Annotated in this window: 22 protein-coding genes and 2 tRNA genes; 12 read left to right on the top strand and 12 right to left on the bottom strand. The window is 65.0% G+C overall.

Annotated elements, in window-relative coordinates:
• Positions 1–50 precede the first annotated feature (50 nt).
• Positions 51–127: transfer RNA gene (locus ACTIFE_RS12815), tRNA-Arg, on the top strand.
• Between the two features lie 166 nt (positions 128–293).
• Here ACTIFE_RS12815 and ACTIFE_RS12810 read toward each other — a convergent pair.
• From ACTIFE_RS12810 to chvE, 7 genes are all read right to left on the bottom strand, one after another.
• Positions 294–1,799 carry an aldehyde dehydrogenase (NADP(+)) gene (locus ACTIFE_RS12810; protein ID WP_439529542.1) on the bottom strand — a complete coding sequence of 502 codons (1,506 nt, stop codon included), beginning with the start codon at positions 1,797–1,799 and terminating at the stop codon, positions 294–296.
• Positions 1,800–1,814: 15 nt separating this feature from the next.
• A complete protein-coding gene (locus ACTIFE_RS12805; RefSeq protein WP_439529541.1) occupies positions 1,815–2,732 on the bottom strand; it encodes a Gfo/Idh/MocA family protein in 918 nt (305 codons plus the stop codon).
• Entirely contained in the window at positions 2,732–4,474 is a 1,743-nt protein-coding gene (gene araD, locus ACTIFE_RS12800) for an L-arabinonate dehydratase (RefSeq protein WP_439529540.1), read from the bottom strand. Before araD ends, ACTIFE_RS12805 begins: the two co-directional genes overlap by 1 nt.
• Before the next feature lie 7 nt (positions 4,475–4,481).
• A complete protein-coding gene (gene araD1 / locus ACTIFE_RS12795) occupies positions 4,482–5,474 on the bottom strand; it encodes an AraD1 family protein (RefSeq protein ID WP_439529539.1) in 993 nt (330 codons plus the stop codon).
• A gap of 7 nt (positions 5,475–5,481) precedes the next feature.
• On the bottom strand, positions 5,482–6,678 hold the full coding sequence (mmsB, locus tag ACTIFE_RS12790; protein ID WP_439529538.1) for a multiple monosaccharide ABC transporter permease: 1,197 nt from the start codon (positions 6,676–6,678) through the stop codon (positions 5,482–5,484).
• The gene (gene mmsA / locus ACTIFE_RS12785) at positions 6,678–8,213 is read right to left on the bottom strand and encodes a multiple monosaccharide ABC transporter ATP-binding protein (protein ID WP_439529537.1); all 1,536 of its coding nucleotides are present in this window, start codon (positions 8,211–8,213) and stop codon (positions 6,678–6,680) included. Before mmsA ends, mmsB begins: the two co-directional genes overlap by 1 nt.
• 93 nt (positions 8,214–8,306) lie before the next feature.
• Positions 8,307–9,392 (bottom strand): multiple monosaccharide ABC transporter substrate-binding protein, encoded by a 1,086-nt coding sequence (gene chvE / locus ACTIFE_RS12780; RefSeq protein ID WP_439529536.1) that lies wholly within the window; start codon positions 9,390–9,392, stop codon positions 8,307–8,309.
• Positions 9,393–9,547: 155 nt separating this feature from the next.
• On the opposite strand from chvE, the gene ACTIFE_RS12775 reads away from it, so the two are divergent.
• The gene (locus tag ACTIFE_RS12775; RefSeq protein WP_439529535.1) at positions 9,548–10,519 is read left to right on the top strand and encodes a LysR family transcriptional regulator; all 972 of its coding nucleotides are present in this window, start codon (positions 9,548–9,550) and stop codon (positions 10,517–10,519) included.
• 114 nt (positions 10,520–10,633) lie between these two features.
• Here the strand turns inward: ACTIFE_RS12775 and ACTIFE_RS12770 are convergent.
• The 3 genes from ACTIFE_RS12770 to ACTIFE_RS12760 form a co-directional block, all read right to left on the bottom strand.
• Positions 10,634–10,709, bottom strand: a tRNA-Thr gene (locus ACTIFE_RS12770).
• Positions 10,710–11,011: 302 nt separating this feature from the next.
• Positions 11,012–12,808, bottom strand: coding sequence for a heme biosynthesis HemY N-terminal domain-containing protein (locus tag ACTIFE_RS12765; protein WP_439529534.1), 1,797 nt, complete (start codon positions 12,806–12,808; stop codon positions 11,012–11,014).
• A gap of 27 nt (positions 12,809–12,835) precedes the next feature.
• Positions 12,836–14,026, bottom strand: a complete 1,191-nt coding sequence (locus ACTIFE_RS12760; RefSeq protein ID WP_439529533.1) for a COG4223 family protein — start codon at positions 14,024–14,026, stop codon at positions 12,836–12,838.
• A 37-nt stretch (positions 14,027–14,063) separates the two neighbouring features.
• Here ACTIFE_RS12760 and ACTIFE_RS12755 point away from each other — a divergent pair, with 37 nt between their 5' ends.
• Positions 14,064–14,402: a hypothetical protein gene (locus tag ACTIFE_RS12755; RefSeq protein WP_439529532.1), complete on the top strand. Its 339-nt coding sequence runs from the start codon at positions 14,064–14,066 to the stop codon at positions 14,400–14,402.
• 21 nt (positions 14,403–14,423) lie between these two features.
• Positions 14,424–14,795 carry a hypothetical protein gene (locus ACTIFE_RS12750; RefSeq protein ID WP_439529531.1) on the top strand — a complete coding sequence of 124 codons (372 nt, stop codon included), beginning with the start codon at positions 14,424–14,426 and terminating at the stop codon, positions 14,793–14,795.
• Positions 14,796–14,854: 59 nt separating this feature from the next.
• Here ACTIFE_RS12750 and ACTIFE_RS12745 read toward each other — a convergent pair whose 3' ends face one another.
• On the bottom strand, positions 14,855–15,553 hold the full coding sequence (locus ACTIFE_RS12745) for a uroporphyrinogen-III synthase (protein ID WP_439529530.1): 699 nt from the start codon (positions 15,551–15,553) through the stop codon (positions 14,855–14,857).
• Positions 15,554–15,564: 11 nt separating this feature from the next.
• The gene (gene hemC / locus ACTIFE_RS12740; protein WP_439529529.1) at positions 15,565–16,488 is read right to left on the bottom strand and encodes a hydroxymethylbilane synthase; all 924 of its coding nucleotides are present in this window, start codon (positions 16,486–16,488) and stop codon (positions 15,565–15,567) included.
• Positions 16,489–16,679: 191 nt separating this feature from the next.
• Here hemC and tsaD point away from each other — a divergent pair, with 191 nt between their 5' ends.
• From tsaD to ACTIFE_RS12700, 8 genes are all read left to right on the top strand, one after another.
• Positions 16,680–17,765: a tRNA (adenosine(37)-N6)-threonylcarbamoyltransferase complex transferase subunit TsaD gene (gene tsaD / locus ACTIFE_RS12735; RefSeq protein WP_439529570.1), complete on the top strand. Its 1,086-nt coding sequence runs from the start codon at positions 16,680–16,682 to the stop codon at positions 17,763–17,765.
• A 66-nt stretch (positions 17,766–17,831) separates the two neighbouring features.
• Positions 17,832–18,074, top strand: coding sequence for an MbcA/ParS/Xre antitoxin family protein (locus ACTIFE_RS12730; RefSeq protein ID WP_439529528.1), 243 nt, complete (start codon positions 17,832–17,834; stop codon positions 18,072–18,074).
• Positions 18,075–18,077: 3 nt separating this feature from the next.
• Positions 18,078–18,602: an RES family NAD+ phosphorylase gene (locus ACTIFE_RS12725; protein WP_439529527.1), complete on the top strand. Its 525-nt coding sequence runs from the start codon at positions 18,078–18,080 to the stop codon at positions 18,600–18,602.
• A gap of 101 nt (positions 18,603–18,703) precedes the next feature.
• A complete protein-coding gene (locus ACTIFE_RS12720) occupies positions 18,704–19,153 on the top strand; it encodes an NUDIX hydrolase (protein ID WP_439529526.1) in 450 nt (149 codons plus the stop codon).
• A gap of 2 nt (positions 19,154–19,155) precedes the next feature.
• The gene (locus tag ACTIFE_RS12715) at positions 19,156–20,163 is read left to right on the top strand and encodes an NAD(P)H-dependent glycerol-3-phosphate dehydrogenase (protein WP_439529525.1); all 1,008 of its coding nucleotides are present in this window, start codon (positions 19,156–19,158) and stop codon (positions 20,161–20,163) included.
• A gap of 56 nt (positions 20,164–20,219) precedes the next feature.
• On the top strand, positions 20,220–20,510 hold the full coding sequence (locus ACTIFE_RS12710; RefSeq protein ID WP_439529524.1) for a YciI-like protein: 291 nt from the start codon (positions 20,220–20,222) through the stop codon (positions 20,508–20,510).
• 1 nt (position 20,511) lies between these two features.
• Positions 20,512–20,937, top strand: coding sequence for an EVE domain-containing protein (locus ACTIFE_RS12705; RefSeq protein ID WP_439529523.1), 426 nt, complete (start codon positions 20,512–20,514; stop codon positions 20,935–20,937).
• 75 nt (positions 20,938–21,012) lie between these two features.
• On the top strand, positions 21,013–21,675 hold the full coding sequence (locus ACTIFE_RS12700; protein ID WP_439529522.1) for a class I SAM-dependent methyltransferase: 663 nt from the start codon (positions 21,013–21,015) through the stop codon (positions 21,673–21,675).
• Positions 21,676–21,704 lie beyond the last annotated feature (29 nt).

Below are 21,704 nucleotides of genomic sequence, written 5' to 3'. Positions count from 1 at the left end.
CATTCCCAGTCTCGCCCTGACCGACAAAACATGCTACAGGCGATTTGGCTGGTCCCGTAGCTCAGCAGGATAGAGCATCAGATTCCTAATCTGAGGGTCGCGCGTTCGAATCGCGCCGGGATCACCATCAATTCCCCTAAAATGAGCCCTTTTCTCGACATTGATCTGACCGCAGGCGTTGGGTGATTGCAGGCTTCCCGTGCCCTTTGAGCGACCTGGCTTCAGCGGTCAAAACGCCACACCCCCGGCGATTGCGCGCCAGGGGTGTGTGTTTCAGCAAACCTTTTCGGTCCTCAGCGCAGGTCTGCAGGCAGCAAGGCTTCAGGCAGGTTCTGGTAGCTGACGGGCCGAAGCCAGCGGCGGATGGCCATGGTGCCGACCGAAGTGGCGCCGAAATTGGTCGAGGCCGGATAGGGACCGCCATGGACCATGGCGTCGCAGACTTCCACGCCCGTCGGGAACCCGTTCGCAAGAATGCGGCCTGCCTTGCGCTCCAGCACCGGCATCAGGCTCTTGGCGAGTTCCATGTCGCCGTCATCCATCTGCAGGGTCACCGTCAGCTGGCCCTCGAAGCTTTCCGCGATGCGGGCAAGCTCTGCCTTGTCCTTGACGCGCACGACGATGCCGAGCGGGCCGAAGACTTCATGCGTCAGCGCCGGGTTGGCAAGAAGCTGCGCACCTGTCGTCTCGAACAGATGGGGAACTGCCTGACGGGCCGGGCAGGAGCCGCTGAGGCGCGCCGTGGCAGCACCCGTGGCGGCGATCTTTTCAGCGCCCGACGCAAAGGCCGACGCAATGCCATCCGTCAGCATGGTCTGCGGCGCAACGTCCTTCAGCGCTGCTTCTGCCGTGGCGATGAAGGCATCTGCCCCTGCCCCGTCCATGACCAGCACGAGGCCGGGGTTGGTGCAGAACTGGCCGACGCCCATGGTCAGGCTCCCGGCCCAGCCCTTGGCAATCGCCTCGCCGCGTGCCGCATGGGCTGCGGGCAGAACAATGACCGGGTTGACACTGCCCAGCTCACCGAAGAAGGGGATCGGCTCGGGCCGCGCGGCGCACAGGTCAAACAGCGCCCGCCCGCCGCCCAGAGACCCGGTGAAGCCGACGGCCTTGATCAGCGGATGGCGCACCAGCGCCTCGCCCAGTTCCCGCGAGGGGCCCTGGACCAGCGAGAACACGCCGGCCGGCATGCCGCAGGCCTTGATGGCCGCGTCGATGGCCTGTGCCACCAGTTCGCCCGTGCCGGGATGGGCCGGATGGCCCTTGACCACCACCGGAGAGCCAGCGGCCAGCGCGCTGGCTGTGTCGCCACCGGCGACGGAGAAGGCCAGCGGGAAGTTGGACGCACCGAACACGGCCACCGGGCCAATCGGGCGCTGGATCAGGCGGATTTCCGGGCGCGGCAGCGGCGCGCGATCCGGCAGGGCCGCATCCTTGCGCACATCCAGATAGTCGCCCTTGCGGATATGGGCGGCAAACAGGCGCAGCTGGCCGGTGGTGCGGCCACGCTCGCCTTCCAGGCGGGCGGTCGGCAGCGCGGTTTCTGCGGCAGCCACTTCGGTGATGTCCGCACCGCGTGCCTCGATTTCCGTGGTGATCCGCTCCAGGAAGACGGCACGATCTTCGCGGGAGGTGGCGGCATAGGCAGCAGAGGCGGCTTCGGCGGCCTTTACCGCTGCATCCACCTCCGCCGGGCCGCCAGCAGCGAACTGGCGGGGCTCGCCCGTGACAGGCGAGGAGGAAAAGACGTCAGTGCCTGCAACCCAGGCTCCGGCGATCAGGTGCTTTCCGGTCAGCATGATCTCTCTCTTTGATTAGAAATGGAAAGGCTCGGTCACGAGCCGCCGTCCAAGGGTCATGGCATCGGCCACATGAACCAAAGGCGTCAGGTCCACATCCCGCTTCCCGCCACGCACCAGGTCCGCCATGTGGGCATAGAGGCGCGGATATTCGCGGTCAGGACCTTCAATCCGGTTACCGTCCGAGGTTTCCATTTCCGCCCCGCCCTTGCGCAGCACCAGCGAACCGGTATCTGTCTCGACCTGGATATCCCAGGTCTGTGGGCCTTCCTGCCGCCAGTCAAAGTCCGCTGAGACATTGCCGGAGAATTCCAGCTTCGCGGCAATCGGCGTTTGCCGGTTGTCCGGAATGGTCAGTTCCGAACTGACGAGATGCACCGGCATGGGCAGGATGGCGGTCAGGATCGACAGGGCATTGATGCCCGGATCGAACACGCCCATGCCGCCCGGCTCGAACACCCAGTCCTGACCGGGGTGCCACTTGCGTACATCCTCGCGCCAGGTGATGTGGGCGCGGGTGACCTTGCGGGTGGACAGCCACTGGCGGGCCGGCGCCACCGCATGGGCCATGCGGCTGTGCCAGGTGGCAAACAGCGTCAGTCCGCGCTCTGCCGCCAGCGCTTCCAGCTCATGCACCTCGGCAAGCGTGGCGCCCGGCGGCTTTTCCAGCATCACGTGACGGCCGGCCTTCAGCGCCGTTTCTGCGTAGGCAAAGCGCGGCACCGGCGGCAGGCACAGCGAAATCACGGAAATATCCGGCCGCTCCGCCAGCATCTGCGCAAAGTCGCGGTAGGACGGCACGCCATCCACCTGCCCCTGACGGGATACGGTTGCCTCAAGCCGCCAGTCGGAACTGGCGGCAAGGGCAGGCACGTGCTGGTCAATGGCAATCTTGCCGACACCAACCAGTGCAACGGAAAGGGCTTGCGGCATCAATGCGAGTCCTTGCCCACCGGAGCGCCTCGGCAGCCCTTGAGGAAGTCAAGGTCCGCGCCCGTGTCGGCGCCGGTCACATGCGTGTGGTGCAGCATGGCATAGCCGCTCTCCGGCGGCGTGATACGCGGCGTCCAGGCGGCAAGACGGCGGTCCAGTTCTTCCTGCGGGATATCGAGGTGAATGCGGCGCGCTTCCACGTCCAGCTCGATGTAGTCGCCATCCTGCACCACGGCCAGAGGGCCACCGACGGCAGCTTCCGGCGAGGTGTGCAGCAGCACAGTGCCAAAGGCGGTGCCGGACATGCGGGCGTCGGAGATCCGCACCATGTCGGTGATGCCCTTGCGCAGCACCTTCGGCGGCAGCCCCATGTTGCCCACCTCGGCCATGCCGGGGTAGCCGCGCGGGCCACAGTTCTTCAGCACCATCACGCAGGTCTCGTCAATGTCGAGCGCCTCGTCGTTGATCTTGGCCTTGTAGTCGTCGATATCCTCGAAGACCACGGCCCGGCCACGGTGCTGCATCAGCGACAAGGTGGCGGCGGACGGCTTCAGCACCGCGCCCTTCGGCGCCAGATTGCCGCGCAGCACGACGATGCCGCCCGACTGGGTCAGCGCCTTGTCTGCCGGCAGGATCACGTCCTCGTTGTGGTTGACCACATCCTTGACCTGATCCCACATGCTTTCGCCCGAAACGGTCAGCGCATCCTTGTGCAGCAGGCCCGCTTCGCCGAGACGCTTGATCACCACCGGCAGGCCCCCTGCGTAGAAGAACTCTTCCATCAGATACTTGCCGGAGGGCATCAGGTTGACGATCGTCGGCACGTCGCGGCCACAACGGTCCCAGTCGTCCAGCGACAGGTCGATGCCCACACGACCGGCAATCGCCAGCAGGTGGATCACCGCATTGGTCGAACCGCCGATAGCCGCATTGGTGCGGATGGCATTCTCGAAGGCATCCTTGGTCATCACGTCGGAAGGCTTCAGGTCGTCCTTCACCATCTGCACGATGCGGCGGCCGGTCATCTGCGCCATCACGCGGCGGCGGCTGTCCACCGCCGGAATGGCGGCATTGCCGGACAGGGCCATGCCGAGGGCTTCGGCCATGCTGGCCATGGTGGAGGCTGTGCCCATGGTGTTGCACGAGCCGGGGCTGCGCGACATGGAGGCTTCGGCTTCAGCGAATTCGGCAGGAGTCATCTCGCCGGCCTTCACCGCCTCGGAGAACTTCCACAGATGCGTGCCTGACCCGACGCGCTCGTTGCGGTAATAGCCGTTGAGCATCGGTCCGCCGGTGACGACGATGGACGGCAGGTTGGTGGAGGCCGCAGCCATCAGCAGGCTGGGCGTGGTCTTGTCGCAGCCCACCATCAGCACGCAGCCATCCATGGGCTGGCCGCGCATCGCCTCTTCGACCGCCATGGCCGCCAGATTGCGGAACATCATCGCGGTCGGGCGGAAGGCGCTTTCGCTGGCGGAGAATACCGGCACTTCCACCGGGAAGCCCCCGGCCTCGTAGATGCCGTGTTTCACCCGCTGCGCCAGATCGTTGAGATGGGCATTGCAGGGGGTCAGCTCGGACCAGGTGTTGAGAATGCCGATGACCGGGCGGCCATCAAACAGGTCATGCGGGAATCCCTGGTTCTTCATCCATCCGCGATGATAGATGGCATCGCGCGATGTGCCGCCGAACCATTCCTGCGAACGGAGCTTGCGAGGCCAGGAAGCGGGTTTGAAGGTCATCTCGGTCTCACAATGCTTTGACAGTCAGGGCACCCGTCTCTTTGGGCGCGAAGATCAGGGGATTGACGAGCGGCAGGCCAAAGCCGTCTGCCTCGATCTCGAAGACATCCCCAGCCTGCGTTCGCACGCCATCGGCAAAGGACAGGGTCGCCGTACCGAACATATGCACATGCACGTCGCCCGGCTGGCGGAACAGGCCATACTTGAAGTGGTGGTGCTCCAGATTGGCCAGCGTGTGCGACATGTTGGCTTCGCCTGACAGGAACGGCTTTTCCCACAGAACCTGACCGTCGCGGCGGATGCGCGACGTGCCGCGGACATCGGCGGGCATATCACCCACCCGGATTTCCGGGCCGAAGGAGGCATGGCGCAGCTTGGAATGGGCCAGCCACAGATAGTTCACCCGCTCGGTCACGTGGTCGGAGAACTCGTTGGCCACTGCCCAGCCCACGCGGCAAGGCGTACCATCAGGGGCGATCACATAAATGCCGGCGAGTTCCGGCTCCTCGCCGCCGTCCTCCGCAAAACTGGGGGCTTCCAGCGGTTCGCCGCTGGCAACGGCCGAACAGCCGTTCCCCTTGTAGAACCACTCCGGCTGCGCGCCGACAGTGCCGCTTTCCGGTCGCCCGCCCTCAAGACCCATGCGGAACATCTTCATGGAATCCGTCAGCGTCTCGGCACCTTCCAGCTTGGCGTGCATGGCATCCCGGGCAGAAGCCGAACCCAGATGGGTAAGGCCCGTGCCAGTCAGGTGTAAATGCGCCGGATCCGGATGGGTGATCGGCAGCATCAGGCGGCCCTCGACAGCGGCCTGCGCCAGATCGACGGCCTCGCCAAGGCCACGCTCTTCGATGACGTCCTTCAGGCTACGACCGCCGGAGGCAGCGACCATCGCCAGTTCATAGGTGCTGGCTGTGCCGCGCAGGATTGCGGCCTTGTCTCCGTCACGAACCACGACGGAGATAGAGCCGCCCGGGTTGCGGAGCTGGGAAATCAGCATGAAAGCCTCACTTGTTCTTGCTGTAAACATCGAAGATGACGGCGGCGAGGAGGACGAGGCCGATGATCATCTGCTGATAGTCGATGCCGATGCTCATGATCGACATGCCCATGTTCATGACGCCCATGAAGAGCGCCCCGATGACCACGCCCATGATCTTGCCGGAACCACCTGTCATCGATGCGCCGCCGATGAAGACCGAGGCGATGGCCACCAGCTCGAAGCCGGTGCCGGCCTTCGGCGTTGCCGAATTGAGGCGGGCCGTCACCATCATGCCGGCAAGCGCTGCCAGCACGCCCATGTTGATGAAGCAGAAGAACACCAGCCGCTCTGTCTTGATCCCCGACAGCTTGGCCGCTTTCTCGTTGCCGCCCACCGCATAGATGCGCCGGCCAAGAGAGGTGTTTTCGGTAAGAAAGGCGTACAGCACCGTCAGCAGTGTCACCACCACCAGGACATTCGGCAGCCCCCGGAAAGACGCCAGCTGATAACCGACAAAGGCCAGTGCCATGGCTATGAGCAGGTTGCGGCCAACGAAGAAGGCCATTGGCTCCTGCACCACATGGAACTGCTGCTCTTGCGCCCTGCCTCGCAGGCCGAAGAGGAACACCGCCAGGATCGCCACGGCGATAATCAGAAGCGTCAGCCCGTGCGGGCGGCCAATGCCGAGGAGATCCGGGATGAAGCCATTCGACATGGCCTGGAACTCCCGCGGGAACGGGCCAATGTTCTGCCCGCCGAGCATCCACATGGTGGCACCGCGGAACACCATCATCCCGGCCAGCGTGACGATGAAGGAGGGAATGCGCCAGAAGGCGATCCAGTAGCCCTGCATGGCACCGATGATGCCGCCGACGATCAGCGTCAGCGGAATGACGACATAAAACGGCAGCCCCTGCTGCACTGTCAGCCAGGCCGCAATGGCACCGGTGAAGGCCGCGACCGAGCCGACCGACAGGTCGATGTGCCCGGCGACGATGACCAGCAGCATGCCCAGCGCCAGGACGATGATATGCCCGTTCTGCAGGAACACGTTGGTGATGATCTGCGGCTGCAGGAAGTTGACCGGTTGATCCCGAAGCTGCAGCACGATGGTGAAGAAGGCAACGATGGCAACCAGCGCCATCAGCATGCCGTTTTCCCTGAGGTGCCCGCCCAGAAGCGTACTCAGATCCTTGCGTTCCGATGCCGTTTGCCCCGCCATCACGCCACCTTTTCCTTGTTCACTGTCTTGAGGATCATGGCCATGATCCGCTCCTGGCTGGCTTCCGCCTTGCCGAGCTCGCCAACGATCCGTCCCTCGTTCATCACATAAATGCGGTCGCACATGCCCAGCAGCTCGGGCATCTCCGACGAGATCATGACAACGCCGCGCCCTTGGGCGACCAACTCGTTCATGATCGTGTAGATCTCGAACTTCGCGCCCACGTCGATGCCGCGCGTCGGCTCATCCAGGATGAGCACCTGCGGATCGGTGAAGAGCCACTTCGACAGCACCACCTTCTGCTGGTTTCCCCCCGAGAGATTCACCGCCTTCTGGTGAACGCCCGGAGTGCGGATCGACATGGCACGGCGATATTCCTCGGCGATCTTCTTCTCACGGTGCTTGTCCAGGACGCCCTTCGTCGCAATGCCGGCCAGGTTGGCCAGGCTGATGTTGCGCACAATTGGCTCGTCAAGGATCAGGCCCAGCGCCTTGCGATCCTCCGTCACATAGGCAAGGCCGGCATCGACGGCTTTCGATACGGTGGATGTATCCACCTCCTTGCCGCCCATTCGGACGGAGCCGGAAATGTTGCGGCCGAAAGCCTGACCGAAGATGCTCATTGCCAGTTCGGTGCGGCCGGACCCCATCAGGCCGGCGATACCGACAATCTCGCCCTGTCGCACCGTGAAGGCCGCGTTGGCAATGACCTGCCGCTCGCGCACTTCCGGGTGCCAGACGTTCCAGCCCGACACGTCCATCAGCATCTCGCCGGGCTTGTGTTCCCGCTCCGGATAGCGGTGCGCCATGTCGCGGCCCACCATGTCGCGGATGATCCGCTCTTCCGAGATGTCAGCCCGGTCAATCGTGGACACGGTGGTGCCGTCACGCAGGATCGTGATGCGGTCGGCAACGCGGGAAATCTCGTTGAGCTTGTGCGAAATGAGGATAGAGGTCACCCCTTGTGCCTTCAGCTCCAGCATCAGGTCGAGCAGCTTCTGGCTGTCGTTTTCCTGCAGCGCCGCTGTCGGCTCATCCAGAATGAGCAGCCGCACGTCCTTCGCCAGCGCCTTGGCGATCTCGACGAGCTGCTGCTTGCCGACGCCCAGCTTCTCCACCTTGGTGACGGGGGATTCGTTGAGGCCGACCTTCCTCAGATATTCGCTCGTGCGCGCGAAAGTCTGCGGCCAGTTGATCACGCCATTGGTGGCGACCTCGTTGCCGAGGAACAGGTTTTCGGCAATGGACAGGAGCGGCACCAGCGCCAGCTCCTGGTGAATGATGATGATGCCCTTGGCTTCGCTGTCCTTGATGGAGCGCATCTGCAGCGTTTCGCCGGCATAGATGATATCTCCCTCATAGGTACCGTAGCCATAGACACCGGACAGCACCTTCATCAGGGTGCTCTTGCCCGCGCCGTTTTCGCCGCAAATGGCGTGAATTTCGCCCTCTTCCACGGTCAGGTTCACCCGATCAAGCGCCTTTACGCCGGGGAAGACCTTGGAGATGCCGCGCATTTCCAGAAGGGTTGCCATTGAACCTCTCAGGGAACCTCTTTAGGGAACCTTGCAGGATGCAGGAGGCCCGCTCCGGTCTCAGCGGAGCGGGCCTTGCATGCGGGTCTCAGATCACTTCAGCTGATCGGCGGTGTAGTAGCCGGAGCCCACGAGGATCTGTTCATAGTTGGTTGCATCGACCGAAACCGGCTCAAGCAGGTAGGACGGCACCACCTTGACGCCATTGTCGTAGGTCGTCGTGTCGTTGATTTCCGGCTCGGTGCCGCCCAACAGGGCTTCGGCCATCCCAACCGTGACGCGGGCCAGTTCACGCGTGTCCTTGAACACCGTCGAATACTGCTCACCGGCAATCATCGACTTCACCGAAGGAACCTCGGCGTCCTGGCCGGTAACGATGGGCATCTTCATTCCGCCCGAGCCGTAGCCCACGCCCTTGAGCGAGGACAGGATGCCGATGGACAGACCATCATAGGGAGACAGGACACCATTGACCTGCTTGCTGCCGTAGTTGGCGGAGAGCAGGTTGTCCATGCGGGCCTGGGCCACTGCACCATCCCAGCGCAGGGTACCGACAACATCCATGCCCATCTGGCCGGAGGCAATGGCAACATCGCCGGAATCGATCAGCGGCTGCAGGACAGACATAGCGCCATTGTAGAAGAAGAACGCGTTGTTATCGTCGGGTGAGCCGCCGAACAGTTCCACATTCCAGGGCTTCACGTCAGGGAACCGCTCCTTCAGGCCCGTCACCAGGCTTTCCGCCTGCTGCACGCCCACCTTGAAGTTGTCGAACGTGGCGTAATAGTCGACGTTGCCGCTGTCGCGGATGAGGCGGTCATAGGCGATGACCTTGATGCCGGCTGCCGCCGCATTTTCAAGCGCATTCGACAGGGTGGTGCCGTCGATGGCAGCAATCACCAGCACATTCACACCCTTGGTGATCATGTTCTCGATCTGCGCCAACTGGTTCGGGATATCATCCTCGGCATACTGAAGGTCGGTACGGAAACCGGCCTTCTGGAACTGCTCGACCATCGAGTTGCCGTCAGAGATCCAGCGGGCCGACGACTTGGTCGGCATGGAAATACCAATCGACCCCTTGTCCTGGGCCAGGACGCTGGACGTCATCAAGGCAGGAGCAGCAAGCAGGGTGCCAGCAAGGGTCAGCGCCATGAAGGCGCGTTTCGTCAGTTTCATCTTTTTTCCTCCCCAGACCTAAGCGCGTAGGCCGTCAAATGGTCCTTGGCCCCGCCGCTTCTCCCGGCTCGGGGTCCATTCACCGCGGAAAGGCTTGCACCGGGCATACATAACTGTCAAATTCGATTATATCGATCAAACATAATAAAACAGATATGAATGAGTCCTTCCGCACCAGCAGCCTGCACCAGCGCGGGCTGAAACTCTCACACCTACGGCTGATGGCCGCCTTGGGTGAGCGGCCGCAGGTCAGCGTGGCTGCAACCCTTCTTGGCATGACGCAGCCGGCCGCCTCCCGGCTGCTTGCCGATATTGAGCGGATCATCGGCCAGGCGGTGCACCAGCGCGAGGGACGTGGCCTCTGCCTGACCAGCAGCGGACAGGCGCTTGCCCGCCGTGCCGCCCGCATCCTGCAGGAACTGGACGATGCGGGCCGGGAGATCGAGGAACTGGCGGAAGGCAGCAAGGGTGAAGTGCGTATCGGCGCGGTAACGGCCCCCTCCATCGAGCACGTGCTGCCAGCCGTCCAGAAAGCACGAGAGCTCAATCCAGGCCTGCTGATCGAGGTGATCGTCGACACCTCCGACAATCTCTGCAAGGCATTGCTGGCCGGGCGGATCGACTTTGCCGTGGGACGCCTCGTCGGCATCAGTGATCCCACGCTGGTGGAGATGGAGGTGATGGAGCCTGAACCTGTCAGCCTGATCGTCCGGCGCGACCATCCGCTGCTCAAGTCCGGCAGCATGGCGCTGGCGGATCTCATCCGGCACGACTGGGTAATGCCGAGCCCCGACAGTGTGCTGGGCCGCGCCGTCATTCGCCGGCTGAGCAGTCTTGGCTTGCCCCCGCCACGCCAGCAATTGTCCACCGCCTCCTTCCTGCTGACGCTCGCCATCATCCGCGACAGTGATTCCATCGCGCCTGTGGCCAAGGCCGTTGCCGATACCTTCGCTCAGGACGAAGGCACGGTTTACGGGGTGCTCCCCTTGGAACTTGGCATCGAGGTGGAACCTTACGGCCTCATTCGCCGCAGCCGCAGCGCGCTCACACCTGCGGCTCGCAAAATCGCAAGCCTCATTCTCGAAGGCAGCCGGGCGACGATGCAACCACAGGATCTTGGGCGCTGACGGAGCCATTCAGCCCTCGCCCGAAATCAGCGCCGCATTCCCGAGCACGACAAGACCGCCTGGCCTGAAGCTGCTTCCATCAAGTCGGGTGGATGATGTGACTCAGTCTTGAAGTGGTGCCGCTGATAGGACTCGAACCTACGACCCCATCATTACGAATGACGTGCTCTACCATCTGAGCTACAGCGGCATTCCGGTTCCGGCGTACGGAACAGGCGCCTGCGGGTCACGCAGGCTGGCCGGCGGACAGGCTGTCTTGCGCGGCTGGTGCGGGTGATAGCGGAGAGACGCGGCCGATGCAAGCCCCTTGCTGCCGGTCTCCCGTGTTTGCCACATCCCTCAGCACCGCACGGGTTCCTCTGTTGCGCCCGGGTGGATATCAACCCCTCAGTGCAAGAGCCGCTGAAGATGCCGGCGAACACCCAGCCCGTGGCCGTCCCTGCCCGGCGTGGCCAGGATCAACATCCCGGGCGGCGTCACCGCGGCCCTGGCTCAACCGAAGAATGCGGCGCCTGGCTCCCGCTTCTTGGCAGCTTCGTCCTCCGCCTCCGCCTCGGGTCCTGGATCATCGGGCATGCGCGTCAGCGGATAATCCACCGGCGTCTTGAACGGCGAGCGGCTGCCAACGCGTGCCGGAGCTGACGCCGGGCCTGGCGCGCCAGCCCCCACGGACGGGTCTTGCGGTCTGGCGCTCTCCTCCGGACGAACCGGTGCAGAAGCATCCGGCTTCGCTGCAACGGCGGGCGCTGGCTTGTCCAGGACCTGATGTTCCGGGGCAGCGGCAGGGGTGGACACAGGTGCAGTGATCACCTCGGCCTCGATCACCTCGACAGGCTTCTGGGATTTCTGGTTTTCCTGGACGCTCCGGGGCTCCGGTCCTGTGGGTTTCGCCTCGCTGGCGCTGGAGACGGCGGCGATCATCGCTGCAGCGCCAGTGCCGGCATCCCGGGCTCCGCCATCCTGCGGTGCCTCGAACAGGGCATCCTCGAGCAGGAGGCCGGTCGCCTCCGGTCCCTGCGGCCGGGCCCATTCCAGGGCATCGATCCGGCCCGTCGCAGGCGACACCGGCCGCCAGTCGGCAAGGACCATGCCATCCGCCATCCAGGCCATGTCCGCCGGCGCCTGCACGGCACGGGCCAGCCACTCGCGCATGCGGCCCTTGTCGCCATGCTCGGCTTCTTCCACTTCGGCCATCATCACGAAAGCGCCCCGGCTTGGCTCGGTGGTCAGGGCAAACTTCAGCTGCTCCCGCGCCTCGTCAAAATCACGCGCCTCGATGGCCGCACGGGCCACCGCCAGCGCTCCAGTCGCCGTATGCGCCCGCATCTGGGCCAATGCCTTCACCCGCTTCAGCCGGTCCTTGGCCGAATCGCCGATGCGCGCATGGGCATAGGCTTCGGCAAGATCGGGATGCGGCGACAGGCGCCAGGTGGTCTCGATCAGCTTGGCAGCCTTGCGCACATCGCCTTTGCGCGTCGCCAGCCGGGCGCCAACCACGGCAGCGGGCACGAGATCTGCAGCAAGGCCATGCGCCTCCTTGGCAAGGCTCATGGCAAGATCCGGCTCCCGATCCTCCAGCTCCAGCGCCCGCGCCGTCAAGAGCACGGCCCGGTGGCGGCGATAGGTTGGCTTGTCGATCAGCTTGGCGGTGAAGTTACGCTCCAGCGTGGCAATGGCCGCCTCGAAGTCATTGGCCACCGCCTGATAGCCGAGCACGGCGCGTCCGGCCCATTCAAGCCCTGGCTGCGCCTTCAGCGCCTCTTCGGCATAGTGCCGAGCCGCGACAGGCTCGCCCTGACTTTCCGCCTCGATGAACAGGCCATGCAGGCCGAGGGCCCGGGTCTGCGGATCCTCCAGCATCGCCTCGAACCGCTGCCGCGCCTCCGCATGCTGGCCAGACAGCTGCGCGGCCTGTGCCAGCAACAGTTTCGCCGCCGGTTCCCGGGTCAGCAGCTTGTCTGCTTCCATCCCGAGCTTGCGCGCCAGTTTCGCGTTGCCGGTGCCAAGCGCCAGCAGGCCGGATGACAGCGCCTGATAGCCCCGATCGCGGCGGCGGCGGCGGAAGAAGCGGCTGGCAATCCTGGGCGAGCGCAACACGACCAGAACCAGCCAGACCAGTCCGAGGAACAGCGCCAGGAACACGGCAAACAGCAGCGCGGCCACAATCGGCGGCTGTTCCCAGACATAGCCTTCCCAGCCGATCGAGACATAACCTGGCAGGTCCGCCATCCAGGCAAGGCCCAGGGCGACGGCGAACAGCAGGGCGAAAAAGACGAACGCACGGATCATGCCGCTTGCTCCCGGTTCCAGGTCACCTCAGTTGCCCTTGCGGGCGATGGCGGAGAGCACCGCAGTTGCGGTGTCCGTGGTCAGCCGGTCAACGGCAAGTCGCGCCCGGGCGGCGTCCACCCAGGCAGTTGCCGGCGCGCGAACATCCGCCGGCAGGGCATCATAGGCGGTCAGCGCCGCCGCAAGATCGCCGGCCTTTGCGGCATTCTCCATCCGGCGCAGGGCGGCTGCAGGTCCTTCCCCGCTGGCATCGCCCGGCCCACGCACGGCCACCAGGGACGCAGCGCTCGACAACAGGCTGTCCAGCACGCTCGCCTCGGGATCAGGCTGCACCAGCTGTAGATGGATGGCCCGCGCAATCGGCGGGAACTCAGCCATGAGTTTCGACGTTGGCGCGATCCCCTTTTCCGCTTCCGCTTCGAGGGCGGCAATGTCAGCTGCCGCCGCCTCGCCCAGCGCGGCCTTCACGGCAGCCAGTTCGGTTGCAAACGGACGTCCGGCATCAACAGCTGCCTGAAGCATGGAGACGGACAGCGCCCGCGCGGCCAGTTCCCGCGCCGTGGCATCGCCCATGGTTTCTTCCACCTGGACAAGCCGGGCCGACAGATCCTCCGCCATCTTGCGCAGGTCCGCCAGCGCCGCTTCGCCCTCGGTCGAGATTTTTGTCAGTTCCCCCTGCAACCGCGAAACCGCCTCGCCATCCCGGACCTGACCATCGGACAGGCTTTTCAGCGCAGCATCAGAGGCCGATACGGCCGTTTGCAGGCTTGCCAGCGCGGCATTCACCGCCTCAAGTCCCTGCTGCAGGCTGTCGGCCCTCGCGGCCAGTCCGTCCGGTCCTGTTGGTCCGGCTCCTGCGATTGGCGCAGGGGTAGCGGATCCCGCCTGTGGGCCCGCCGCACGCAATCCGTCCATACGTGTCGTGATCTCTGCCAGCCGCGATTCCATATCACCGCGCAAGGCATCGACCGAAGCCGTCAGGCGCCCCTCCAGATCGCGCCGAGCCGCCTCGGTGTCCGGGTTGCCATTGGCCGCCGCCGTGGTTTCAGCGGCTGCCAGTTCTGCAAACCGCCGCTCCAGCGTGTCCAGCCGGGCGCGATCGGCGCTCATCTCTTCCGTGAACGCTGGAACAGTCCCCTTCAGCGGCAGCACGCCGGTCTGGTTGAGGGTGTAAAAGCCGCCGAGCAGCGCCACGCTGACCAGCAAGGCGGCGGCCATCGCCCCGCCGAAGCTGACGCCGTGCGGCTGGGTCGGCGTGTTGGAGGCTGCAGAAGCCCCGGCAGCGCTCGATGCGGACTTGGCCGCTGAATGTGTTGCCGATGCGGTGGCCGGCTCAGGGCCTGTCGATGCGGAGGCTGTCGGTGAAGCAGTTGCGGAGGCTGCTGCCGAAGACGCTGCCCCTGCAGATGCAGGTCCTGCAGAACTGGATCCAGCCGACGCCGCACCGGCCGGGGATGACGAGGTCGACGATGTGGAAGAAGGGCTGCCTTGCGGGCTGAACGGGTTCGAACGCTCGGGCAAAGGCGGACGCGATGCGGCGCTGTCCGGCGCGCCGGAAGGCTTGGCGGCGGCGGTCTCAGCGGCCTTCGGCTGACTGCCGGCCGAGGACGAAGCTGTGGCAGCGGACGAAACAGGCGCGGCAGGTTTCGTCGGTGCCGCCGTATCTGCGCTCTTGGCCGCACCGGACGCGGCAGCGGCTGCCGAAGCTGGCGCAGGCTGCGACTTCGGCTGGGAAACGGTGTCGGCCTTTGCTTCGACTTTCGCCTCGACCTTTTCGGGCACGAGATCAATGGTCACCGGTCGGCGGCCACCGGTCTTGCCTGCCTCGCCGCCTGGCCCTGGCCCTGCCCCGGCATTGCTCCCGGCGCTGGCACTGCTCCCGGCGCTGGCGGCGGGCTTGTCCTTGCCGGACTTGTCCTCGTCGGAGACCATCGCGTTTCCTCCTCTTGCCGAAAAGCGGGTGACCGCTTGCGACTATACACACTGATCGCTCGGGCGGCACCGCGACCAAAGGTCGAGGCCGCCCCAAGGACTCGCCTGCCGCAGTTAACAGCCGGTGAAGGCGCGCGCGAACAGGGCCGGTTCATCCGGCGTTGCGGCCCATTCCACCGGGCCAAGGGCTGACAGCGGTGCCCCGGCCTTGGCCGAAAGCGCCACGATGCGCGGCAGTACCTTCGGCGCCGTCTGTTGCAGCAATGTGGCGCAGACTTCGGCCGTCCGCGCCGAATAGACCAGGATCGCATCGATCTCCTGCCGGCGCAGCATCTCATCGACACCCACGGGCCAGTCCAAAACCGGGTCGGTGCGATAGAGTTCCACGACCTGGCAGAAGATGCCCGAGCGGCGCAGGTGACCTTCCAGATCCCCCGCCCGGTCGCGTCCGGCCCCATAGAGCACGACGCCGCTGCCGTGACTGATACGGATCAGGGCCGCCAGATCGCTGGAATCGCCATCTGCCGAAAGCACCTGCCGGAAACCGGCCTGCCGTGCGGCCGCAGCCGTGCGCGCACCCACGGCGTAGAACGGCAGTCCCGCGAGCTTGGGCAGCTGCGGATGGCGCGCCAGCACCTCGACCGCCTGGCCACTGGTGACAGCCACCGCCGTCACGACTTCAAGATCCATCTCGTCGGGCGGCGTCTGCACGATGGTCAGCAGCGGCGCTTCCAGCGCCACATGCCCCATCAAGCGCAACCGCCGCGCCGTTGCAGCACAAAAAGGTTCCGGACGGGTGACGAGTACGCGCATGAACCCTCCCGTCAGACTGCAAAGAAACCGGGACCGCCCAGCGCCTTCAGGCTGCGGCCGGCCTCGCGGCCAATGGCCTCGGCGTCGCCGACCGAACCTTCGCGCGTCAGCTCATGCAGCTCGCTGCCATCCGGCTTCAGGATCAGCCCGCGGAACGACAGGCGTTCGCCGTCAATCAGCGCCAGACCGCCAATGGGCGTGCGGCAGGAGCCGTCCAGCTCGGCCAGGAACGCGCGTTCGCAGGTGAGGCGCAGTTCGGTTTCGCGGTGATGGATGGCGGAGAGCATGTCCAGAACCGGCCGGTCGCCCTCCCGGCTCTCGATGCAGATCGCCCCCTGCCCGACAGCCGGCAAGAACGTGTCCGTCTCCAGCAGGCTGGTGACAACATCAGCGAGACCCAGACGCCGCAATCCGGCATAGGCCAGCAGCGTTGCATCCACCTGCCCCTCTTCCAGTTTCTTCAGCCGCGTCTGCACATTGCCCCGGTACATCACCACCTGGATATCCGGGCGCAGGCGCTTGATCATCGCCTGTCGGCGCAGCGAGGACGACCCGACCACGGCGCCCTGCGGCAGGTCTTCCAGCCGCTTGGCCTTTGGCGAAATGAAGGCATCGCGCACGTCTTCGCGCGGCAGGAAGGCCGTCAGCGCCAGTCCGTCCGGCAACTGCGTCGGCATGTCCTTGGACGAATGCACAGCAATGTCGATGCGGTTCTCGAGCAGCGCTTCCTCGATTTCCTTGGTGAAAAGCCCCTTGCCGCCCGCTTCCGACAGGGGCCGGTCCTGGATCTGGTCGCCGGAGGTCTTGATGACGACGATGTCGAAATCCTGTTCTGCCAGACCATGCGCGGCCATCAGCCGGCTGCGGGTTTCGTGGGCCTGGGCCAGAGCAAGCGCGCTGCCGCGCGTACCGATACGCAAAGGTTTTGATTGCAAGACGAAGGATCCGGGTGTTAGGGGCACTTTCAAGGGTTTGAAGCACAATAGGCGGTCATGCGCCACAGGCCAATGCGGCACGATCCCGTATGCGGGTCTTGAGGCCGGGCCCGATTGGCCGAAGCCGACATTTGATCCCGCACCGATCCGCAAGAACACCGGACAAGTCCATGCTGCCAGATCATTCCACACTGACCGTCCTTGGCATCGAGACCAGTTGCGATGAAACGGCAGCCGCCGTCGTTCGAGGCTTCAACGCGCCGCAGATCCTCTCCAATGTCATCCGCTCCCAGATCGACGAACACACCGAGTTTGGCGGCGTGGTACCGGAAATCGCCGCCCGGGCCCACATCGCCGTACTTGACCGCATCGTTGCCGAAGCCATGGCCGAGGCCGGCGTAGGCTTCGATGACATTGACGCCGTAGCGGCAACTGCAGGCCCAGGACTTATCGGCGGCGTCATTGTCGGCTTGATGACGGCCAAGGCCATCGCCATGGCCGCCGGCAAGCCGCTGCTGGCGATCAACCATCTCGAAGGCCACGCCCTGACCCCGCGCCTGACGGATGACCTGGCGTTTCCCTATCTCCTGCTGCTCGTCTCCGGCGGCCACACCCAGTTCCTGCTGGTGAAGGGTGTCGGTGACTACGAGCGCCTCGGGTCCACCATCGACGATGCCATTGGCGAGGCCTTCGACAAGACGGCCAAGCTCCTCGGCCTGCCCTATCCCGGCGGCCCCGCCGTCGAACGCATGGCCCGCGAGGGCGATCCCAAGCGCTTCGCCCTGCCGCGCCCGCTGCTCGACCGGCCCGGCCTCGACATGTCCTTCGCCGGCCTCAAGACGGCCCTGCGCAATGCCACCGAAAAAGCCCAGCCGGTCGACGAACAGACCGCGCGAGACCTCTGCGCCAGCTTCCAGCGCGCCGTCTCCGATGTGCTCGCCCATCGCACCCGCACGGCCCTCGCCCTCTTCGCCGAGCGCTTTCCGGACGCTGAAAAGGTCGTTGTAGTTGCGGGCGGTGTCGCTGCCAATTCCGAAATCCGCGCCGCGCTGGATGGTGCCTGCCGCAATGCCGGCGCCCGCTTCGTCGCCCCGCCGCACCGCCTGTGCACCGACAACGCCGCGATGATCGCCTGGGCCGGCATCGAACGGCTCGACATTGCCGCGCGTGCGGGAGCGACCCTGGACGACCAGTCCGTCGCCCCCCGCCCCCGCTGGCCCCTCGACGAAACCTCCGCCAGCCTCCTCGGCGCCGGCAAGAAAGGCGCGAAGGTGTGACCTGCGCCCCCAGGTGCAATCACAACAAAATTGCCATATAATGGGCGTCACTAGGAGAACGTCCCGATGGCGCGACCGAACAAGAAAACAGCAGGAGCTACGCCCCGATCCTTTATCGTCTCTGATGGCGACGAGATTGTCGCTCGGGTCGAAAGATGGGCTGGCGGAGAGGAGGAAGCACGGCGTTGGTACCGAGCATTTCCTATCCCCGCCTTCGGCGACCGCACGGCAGAATCGCTCGTAAAGGCGGGCGAGGCCGAAGCTGTCCGCGACTACCTCGATGCTGTCGCAACCGGCGCTTTTGCCTGAACGGTGCGAATAGAAGGCACCTTTTTTCGCGGCCATGACCCGAGGTGGTCTTGGGCGCCGCTGTCGGGAGAAGGCGCAAGGCTGCATGGCGGGCGGTGGAACCCGGCCGGGACACCTGCCGTTTATCTCGCCTCAACGGTCGAAGGCGTTCTGGCCGAAATGTCCCATGGCTTCGGCAATCGCATGCACCCGCTCACACTCGTCCAGTATGACGTTGATTGTTCGGACATCGTTGACTTGACCGATCCGGAAACTCGAACCGCGCGCGGCATTACCCTGCAGGACATGCAAAGTGCATGGCATCGCTTGAAAGCCGACACTCGCATCCCGCCCACCTGGACTATTGCAAGCACTCTGATTGCAGCAGGCTCCGCAGGCATTCTCGTACGATCCTTCGCACCAGGCGCAAGGCCCGAGCACAGGAACCTCGTTCTATGGCAATGGGGCGAAGAGCTTCCGCATCAGGTCAGGATCTTTGATCCGGATCGCCGGCTGCCCCGTGATGGCAGTTCGTGGCAAACCGGATGACTGCATTTCTTTCTGATTGGACATTCAACGCTGCTTGCCCGGTTCACAGTCGCCCGCGAACTTGCTAGGCAGGGGGCCCTCGTCGTTCCGGATGCCCTTTCATGCGCGTGCTTCACAAGGCCTATGTCTATCTGACCTGCGGCCGCAAGCTCCTGGTGTTCAGCCAGCCTGATCAGCCGGATGTCGGGCTTCAGGTCCCCGGCGGCACTCTGGATCCGGGCGAAAGCCATCTCATCGGCGCGCGGCGCGAGTTTCACGAGGAAACCGGCCTTGTCCTCGATGGGGCGCTTGATCACCTCGCCGACCAGGACCACCTGTTCGACAACGGCCGTGGCCGCGACCTGCATCGCCGGCGGCATTTCCACGCCCGCTTGGCCCGGATCGGCCGGGACGAGTGGGAGCATTTCGAGATGACGCCGAATGACGGCGGCGAACCGATCCGCTTCCGCCTGTTCTGGCTTGATCTTGATGAAGAGGTCGATCCTGCGGCGTTTTACGAGGGCTTTGATGCGCAGCTGCCCCTGCTGCGCCAGCGCGTGACCGGAGGCTGACCATGCCAAACTACGACAGCATCGGTGTGATCGGTGGCGGTGCCTGGGGCACGGCCCTTGCGCTCTCCGCCGCCCGCGCCGGCCGCGCCGTCACCCTGTGGGCCCGTGACACCGCGCTTGTCAGTGAATTGCGCAGCCGCCAGAGCAACAGCGCCTATCTGCCGGGCATCACCTTCGACGAACGCCTCACTGCCACCACCGATCTGGCAGAGGCCGCGACCGCTGACGCCCTGCTGCTGGTCACACCGGCCCAGACCACGCGCAGCCTCGCCGCCAGCCTGAAGCCGCATCTGAAGCCCGGCACCCCGGTCGTCCTCTGCGCCAAGGGCATCGAGCGCGGCACCGGACATCTCCTGTCGGAAATCCTGGCCGAAGAAGCGCCTGAGGCCCATCCGGCCGTTCTGTCCGGCCCGAGCTTTGCGATGGACGTCGCGCGTGGGCTACCCACAGCGGTCACAATTGCCGCCGGCGATGGCGATGTCGCCGATGCACTGGCCCGCGCGCTCGCCTCCGCCAGCTTCCGCCCATACGCCTCGACCGACATCATCGGAGCCCAGATCGGCGGCGCGCTGAAGAACGTGCTGGCGATTGCCTGCGGTGCCGTCGTCGGCCGCAAGCTGGGGGCCAGCGCCCAGGCAGCGCTGACCGCACGCGGCTTTGCCGAACTGTCGCGGCTGGGCAGTGCCATGGGCGCAAGGCCCGAGACGCTGACGGGCCTGTCGGGCCTTGGCGATCTCGTGCTCACCTGCTCCTCGGCCCAGTCCCGCAATTTCGCCTTCGGCCAGAAGCTCGGCGAAGGCCGCACGCCGGGGGATCTGATCGCCGCAGGCGAGAAACTTGCAGAAGGCGCCCACTCCGCCCGCATCGCCGTTGAACTCGGCCGCCGCCACAAGGTGGCGCTTCCGGTGTGCGAGGCCGTTGCCGGCGTGCTGGACGGCCAGATGACCATCGACGAGGCCCTGACCGCGCTGATGAACCGCCCCTTGAAGCGCGAGGCGAGCAGCGATTGAGTTCGCGGCCAAGGCCGCATAGGTTGCCTCGACCTGCCAACGCCGGAGACCCCCGCATGCTGTATGCCCTGATCTGCAAGGACAAGCCGAATTCCCTGCAAGTCCGTCTCGACACCCGCCCTGCGCATGTGGACTTCCTGAAAGGCCTGGGCGACCGCCTGAAGGCCGCGGGCCCCTTCCTCGACGATTCGGGCGCCATGACCGGCAGCCTCGTCATCATCGAGGCGGAGAGCCGTGACGAGGCCCTGGCCGTGTCGCAGCAGGACCCCTATGCCCACGCCGGCCTGTTCGAGAGCGTCGAGATCAAGGCCTGGAACTGGGTGATCAAGAACCCGGAGGCCAAGTAACTTGCGCTACTGGCTGATCAAGTCCGAGCCTGATGTCTGGTCCTGGGACCATCAGAAGGCCAAGGGAGCCGCCGGTGAGGAATGGACCGGCGTGCGCAACTATCTCGCTCGCAACAACATGCGCGCGATGCAGCTCGGCGACCGTGCCTTCTTCTACCATTCCAACATAGGCAAGGAAGTCGTCGGCGTCGCCGAGGTCTGCAGCGGCATTGCGCCCGACAGCACCTCGGACGATCCCCGCTGGGACTGCGTGCATTTCCGTGCCGTCTGCGATGTTCCCCGCCCGGTCAGCCTGGCGGCCGTGAAGGCCGAGCCGCGCCTGGCCCAGATGGCCCTCGTCACCTCCATGCGCCTGTCGGTGCAGCCGGTGACCGAGGAGGAGTGGAAAATCGTCTGCGAAATGGGCGGGCTGAATCCGGATGTGTAACCAGCTCGCCTGAGACCGGTCTGCGGTGAAGCCCTCACCGCCGGCCGCCCTGCCTCGAACCCGAAAGGCCCTGTGATGGCTGGCATCGTCGATCCGAAGGACTTCATCCGCAGCAACACCGAGGTGCTGCCGGTTCCCCATGCGTCCGAGATCCGGCTGCATCTGGCCTCCGAGGCCATGGACCTTTGGCAGAAGACGGAGGATGAACTCGGTGAGATCGGCCTGCCGCCGCCCTTCTGGGCCTTTGCCTGGGCCGGTGGCCAGGCCCTCGCCCGCTACATCCTCGACAATCCGGACCTCGTCGCCGGCAAGCGCGTGCTGGATTTCGCCGCCGGCTCCGGCGTGGTCGCCATCGCAGCGAAACTTGCCGGCGCACGCGAGGTCCTGGCTGTCGAGATCGACGCTTTCGCCATTGCCTCCATCGAGATGAACGCCGATCTCAACAGCGTCGGAATTGCCACGCGGCTCGGCGATATCACCGGCGAGGCCCCGCCCGAGGTCGATGTTCTCGTCTGCGGTGATGTCTTCTACGAGCTGCCGATGAGCAACCGCATCCTCGCCTGGCTTGGCCGCATGGATCCGGACAAAAGCATCATTCTGGTTGGCGATCCGGGTCGTTCCTACCTGCCGAAGGATCGCCTCGACCATCTGGCCACCTACACGGTCCCGGTGATCCGCAGCCTGGAGGATTCGGAAGTGAAAAAGACCAGCGTCTATCGCTACCGCGCTCCGGCGTGAATTGCGCCCGTCCCGCCGCCCTGCCGATG

This window comes from Pannonibacter sp. (assembly GCF_051860505.1).
Classification (GTDB): Bacteria; Pseudomonadota; Alphaproteobacteria; order Rhizobiales; family Stappiaceae; genus Pannonibacter.
Note: the sequence above shows the minus strand (reverse complement) of the source record. Positions and strands in the feature narration are given on the sequence as shown.

What these genes read in the sequence shown, in the direction of transcription:
- ACTIFE_RS12810 (WP_439529542.1), bottom strand. Translation starts at nt 1,799, where the DNA reads ATGCTGACCGGAAAGCACCTGATCGCCGGAGCCTGGGTTGCAGGCACT.
- ACTIFE_RS12805 (WP_439529541.1), bottom strand. Translation starts at nt 2,732, where the DNA reads ATGCCGCAAGCCCTTTCCGTTGCACTGGTTGGTGTCGGCAAGATTGCC.
- araD (WP_439529540.1), bottom strand. Translation starts at nt 4,474, where the DNA reads ATGACCTTCAAACCCGCTTCCTGGCCTCGCAAGCTCCGTTCGCAGGAA.
- araD1 (WP_439529539.1), bottom strand. Translation starts at nt 5,474, where the DNA reads ATGCTGATTTCCCAGCTCCGCAACCCGGGCGGCTCTATCTCCGTCGTG.
- mmsB (WP_439529538.1), bottom strand. Translation starts at nt 6,678, where the DNA reads ATGGCGGGGCAAACGGCATCGGAACGCAAGGATCTGAGTACGCTTCTG.
- mmsA (WP_439529537.1), bottom strand. Translation starts at nt 8,213, where the DNA reads ATGGCAACCCTTCTGGAAATGCGCGGCATCTCCAAGGTCTTCCCCGGC.
- chvE (WP_439529536.1), bottom strand. Translation starts at nt 9,392, where the DNA reads ATGAAACTGACGAAACGCGCCTTCATGGCGCTGACCCTTGCTGGCACC.
- ACTIFE_RS12775 (WP_439529535.1), top strand. Translation starts at nt 9,548, where the DNA reads ATGAATGAGTCCTTCCGCACCAGCAGCCTGCACCAGCGCGGGCTGAAA.
- ACTIFE_RS12765 (WP_439529534.1), bottom strand. Translation starts at nt 12,808, where the DNA reads ATGATCCGTGCGTTCGTCTTTTTCGCCCTGCTGTTCGCCGTCGCCCTG.
- ACTIFE_RS12760 (WP_439529533.1), bottom strand. Translation starts at nt 14,026, where the DNA reads ATGGCCGCCGCCTTGCTGGTCAGCGTGGCGCTGCTCGGCGGCTTTTAC.
- ACTIFE_RS12745 (WP_439529530.1), bottom strand. Translation starts at nt 15,553, where the DNA reads ATGCGCGTACTCGTCACCCGTCCGGAACCTTTTTGTGCTGCAACGGCG.
- ACTIFE_RS12730 (WP_439529528.1), top strand. Translation starts at nt 17,832, where the DNA reads ATGGCGCGACCGAACAAGAAAACAGCAGGAGCTACGCCCCGATCCTTT.
- ACTIFE_RS12720 (WP_439529526.1), top strand. Translation starts at nt 18,704, where the DNA reads ATGCGCGTGCTTCACAAGGCCTATGTCTATCTGACCTGCGGCCGCAAG.
- ACTIFE_RS12715 (WP_439529525.1), top strand. Translation starts at nt 19,156, where the DNA reads ATGCCAAACTACGACAGCATCGGTGTGATCGGTGGCGGTGCCTGGGGC.
- ACTIFE_RS12710 (WP_439529524.1), top strand. Translation starts at nt 20,220, where the DNA reads ATGCTGTATGCCCTGATCTGCAAGGACAAGCCGAATTCCCTGCAAGTC.
- ACTIFE_RS12700 (WP_439529522.1), top strand. Translation starts at nt 21,013, where the DNA reads ATGGCTGGCATCGTCGATCCGAAGGACTTCATCCGCAGCAACACCGAG.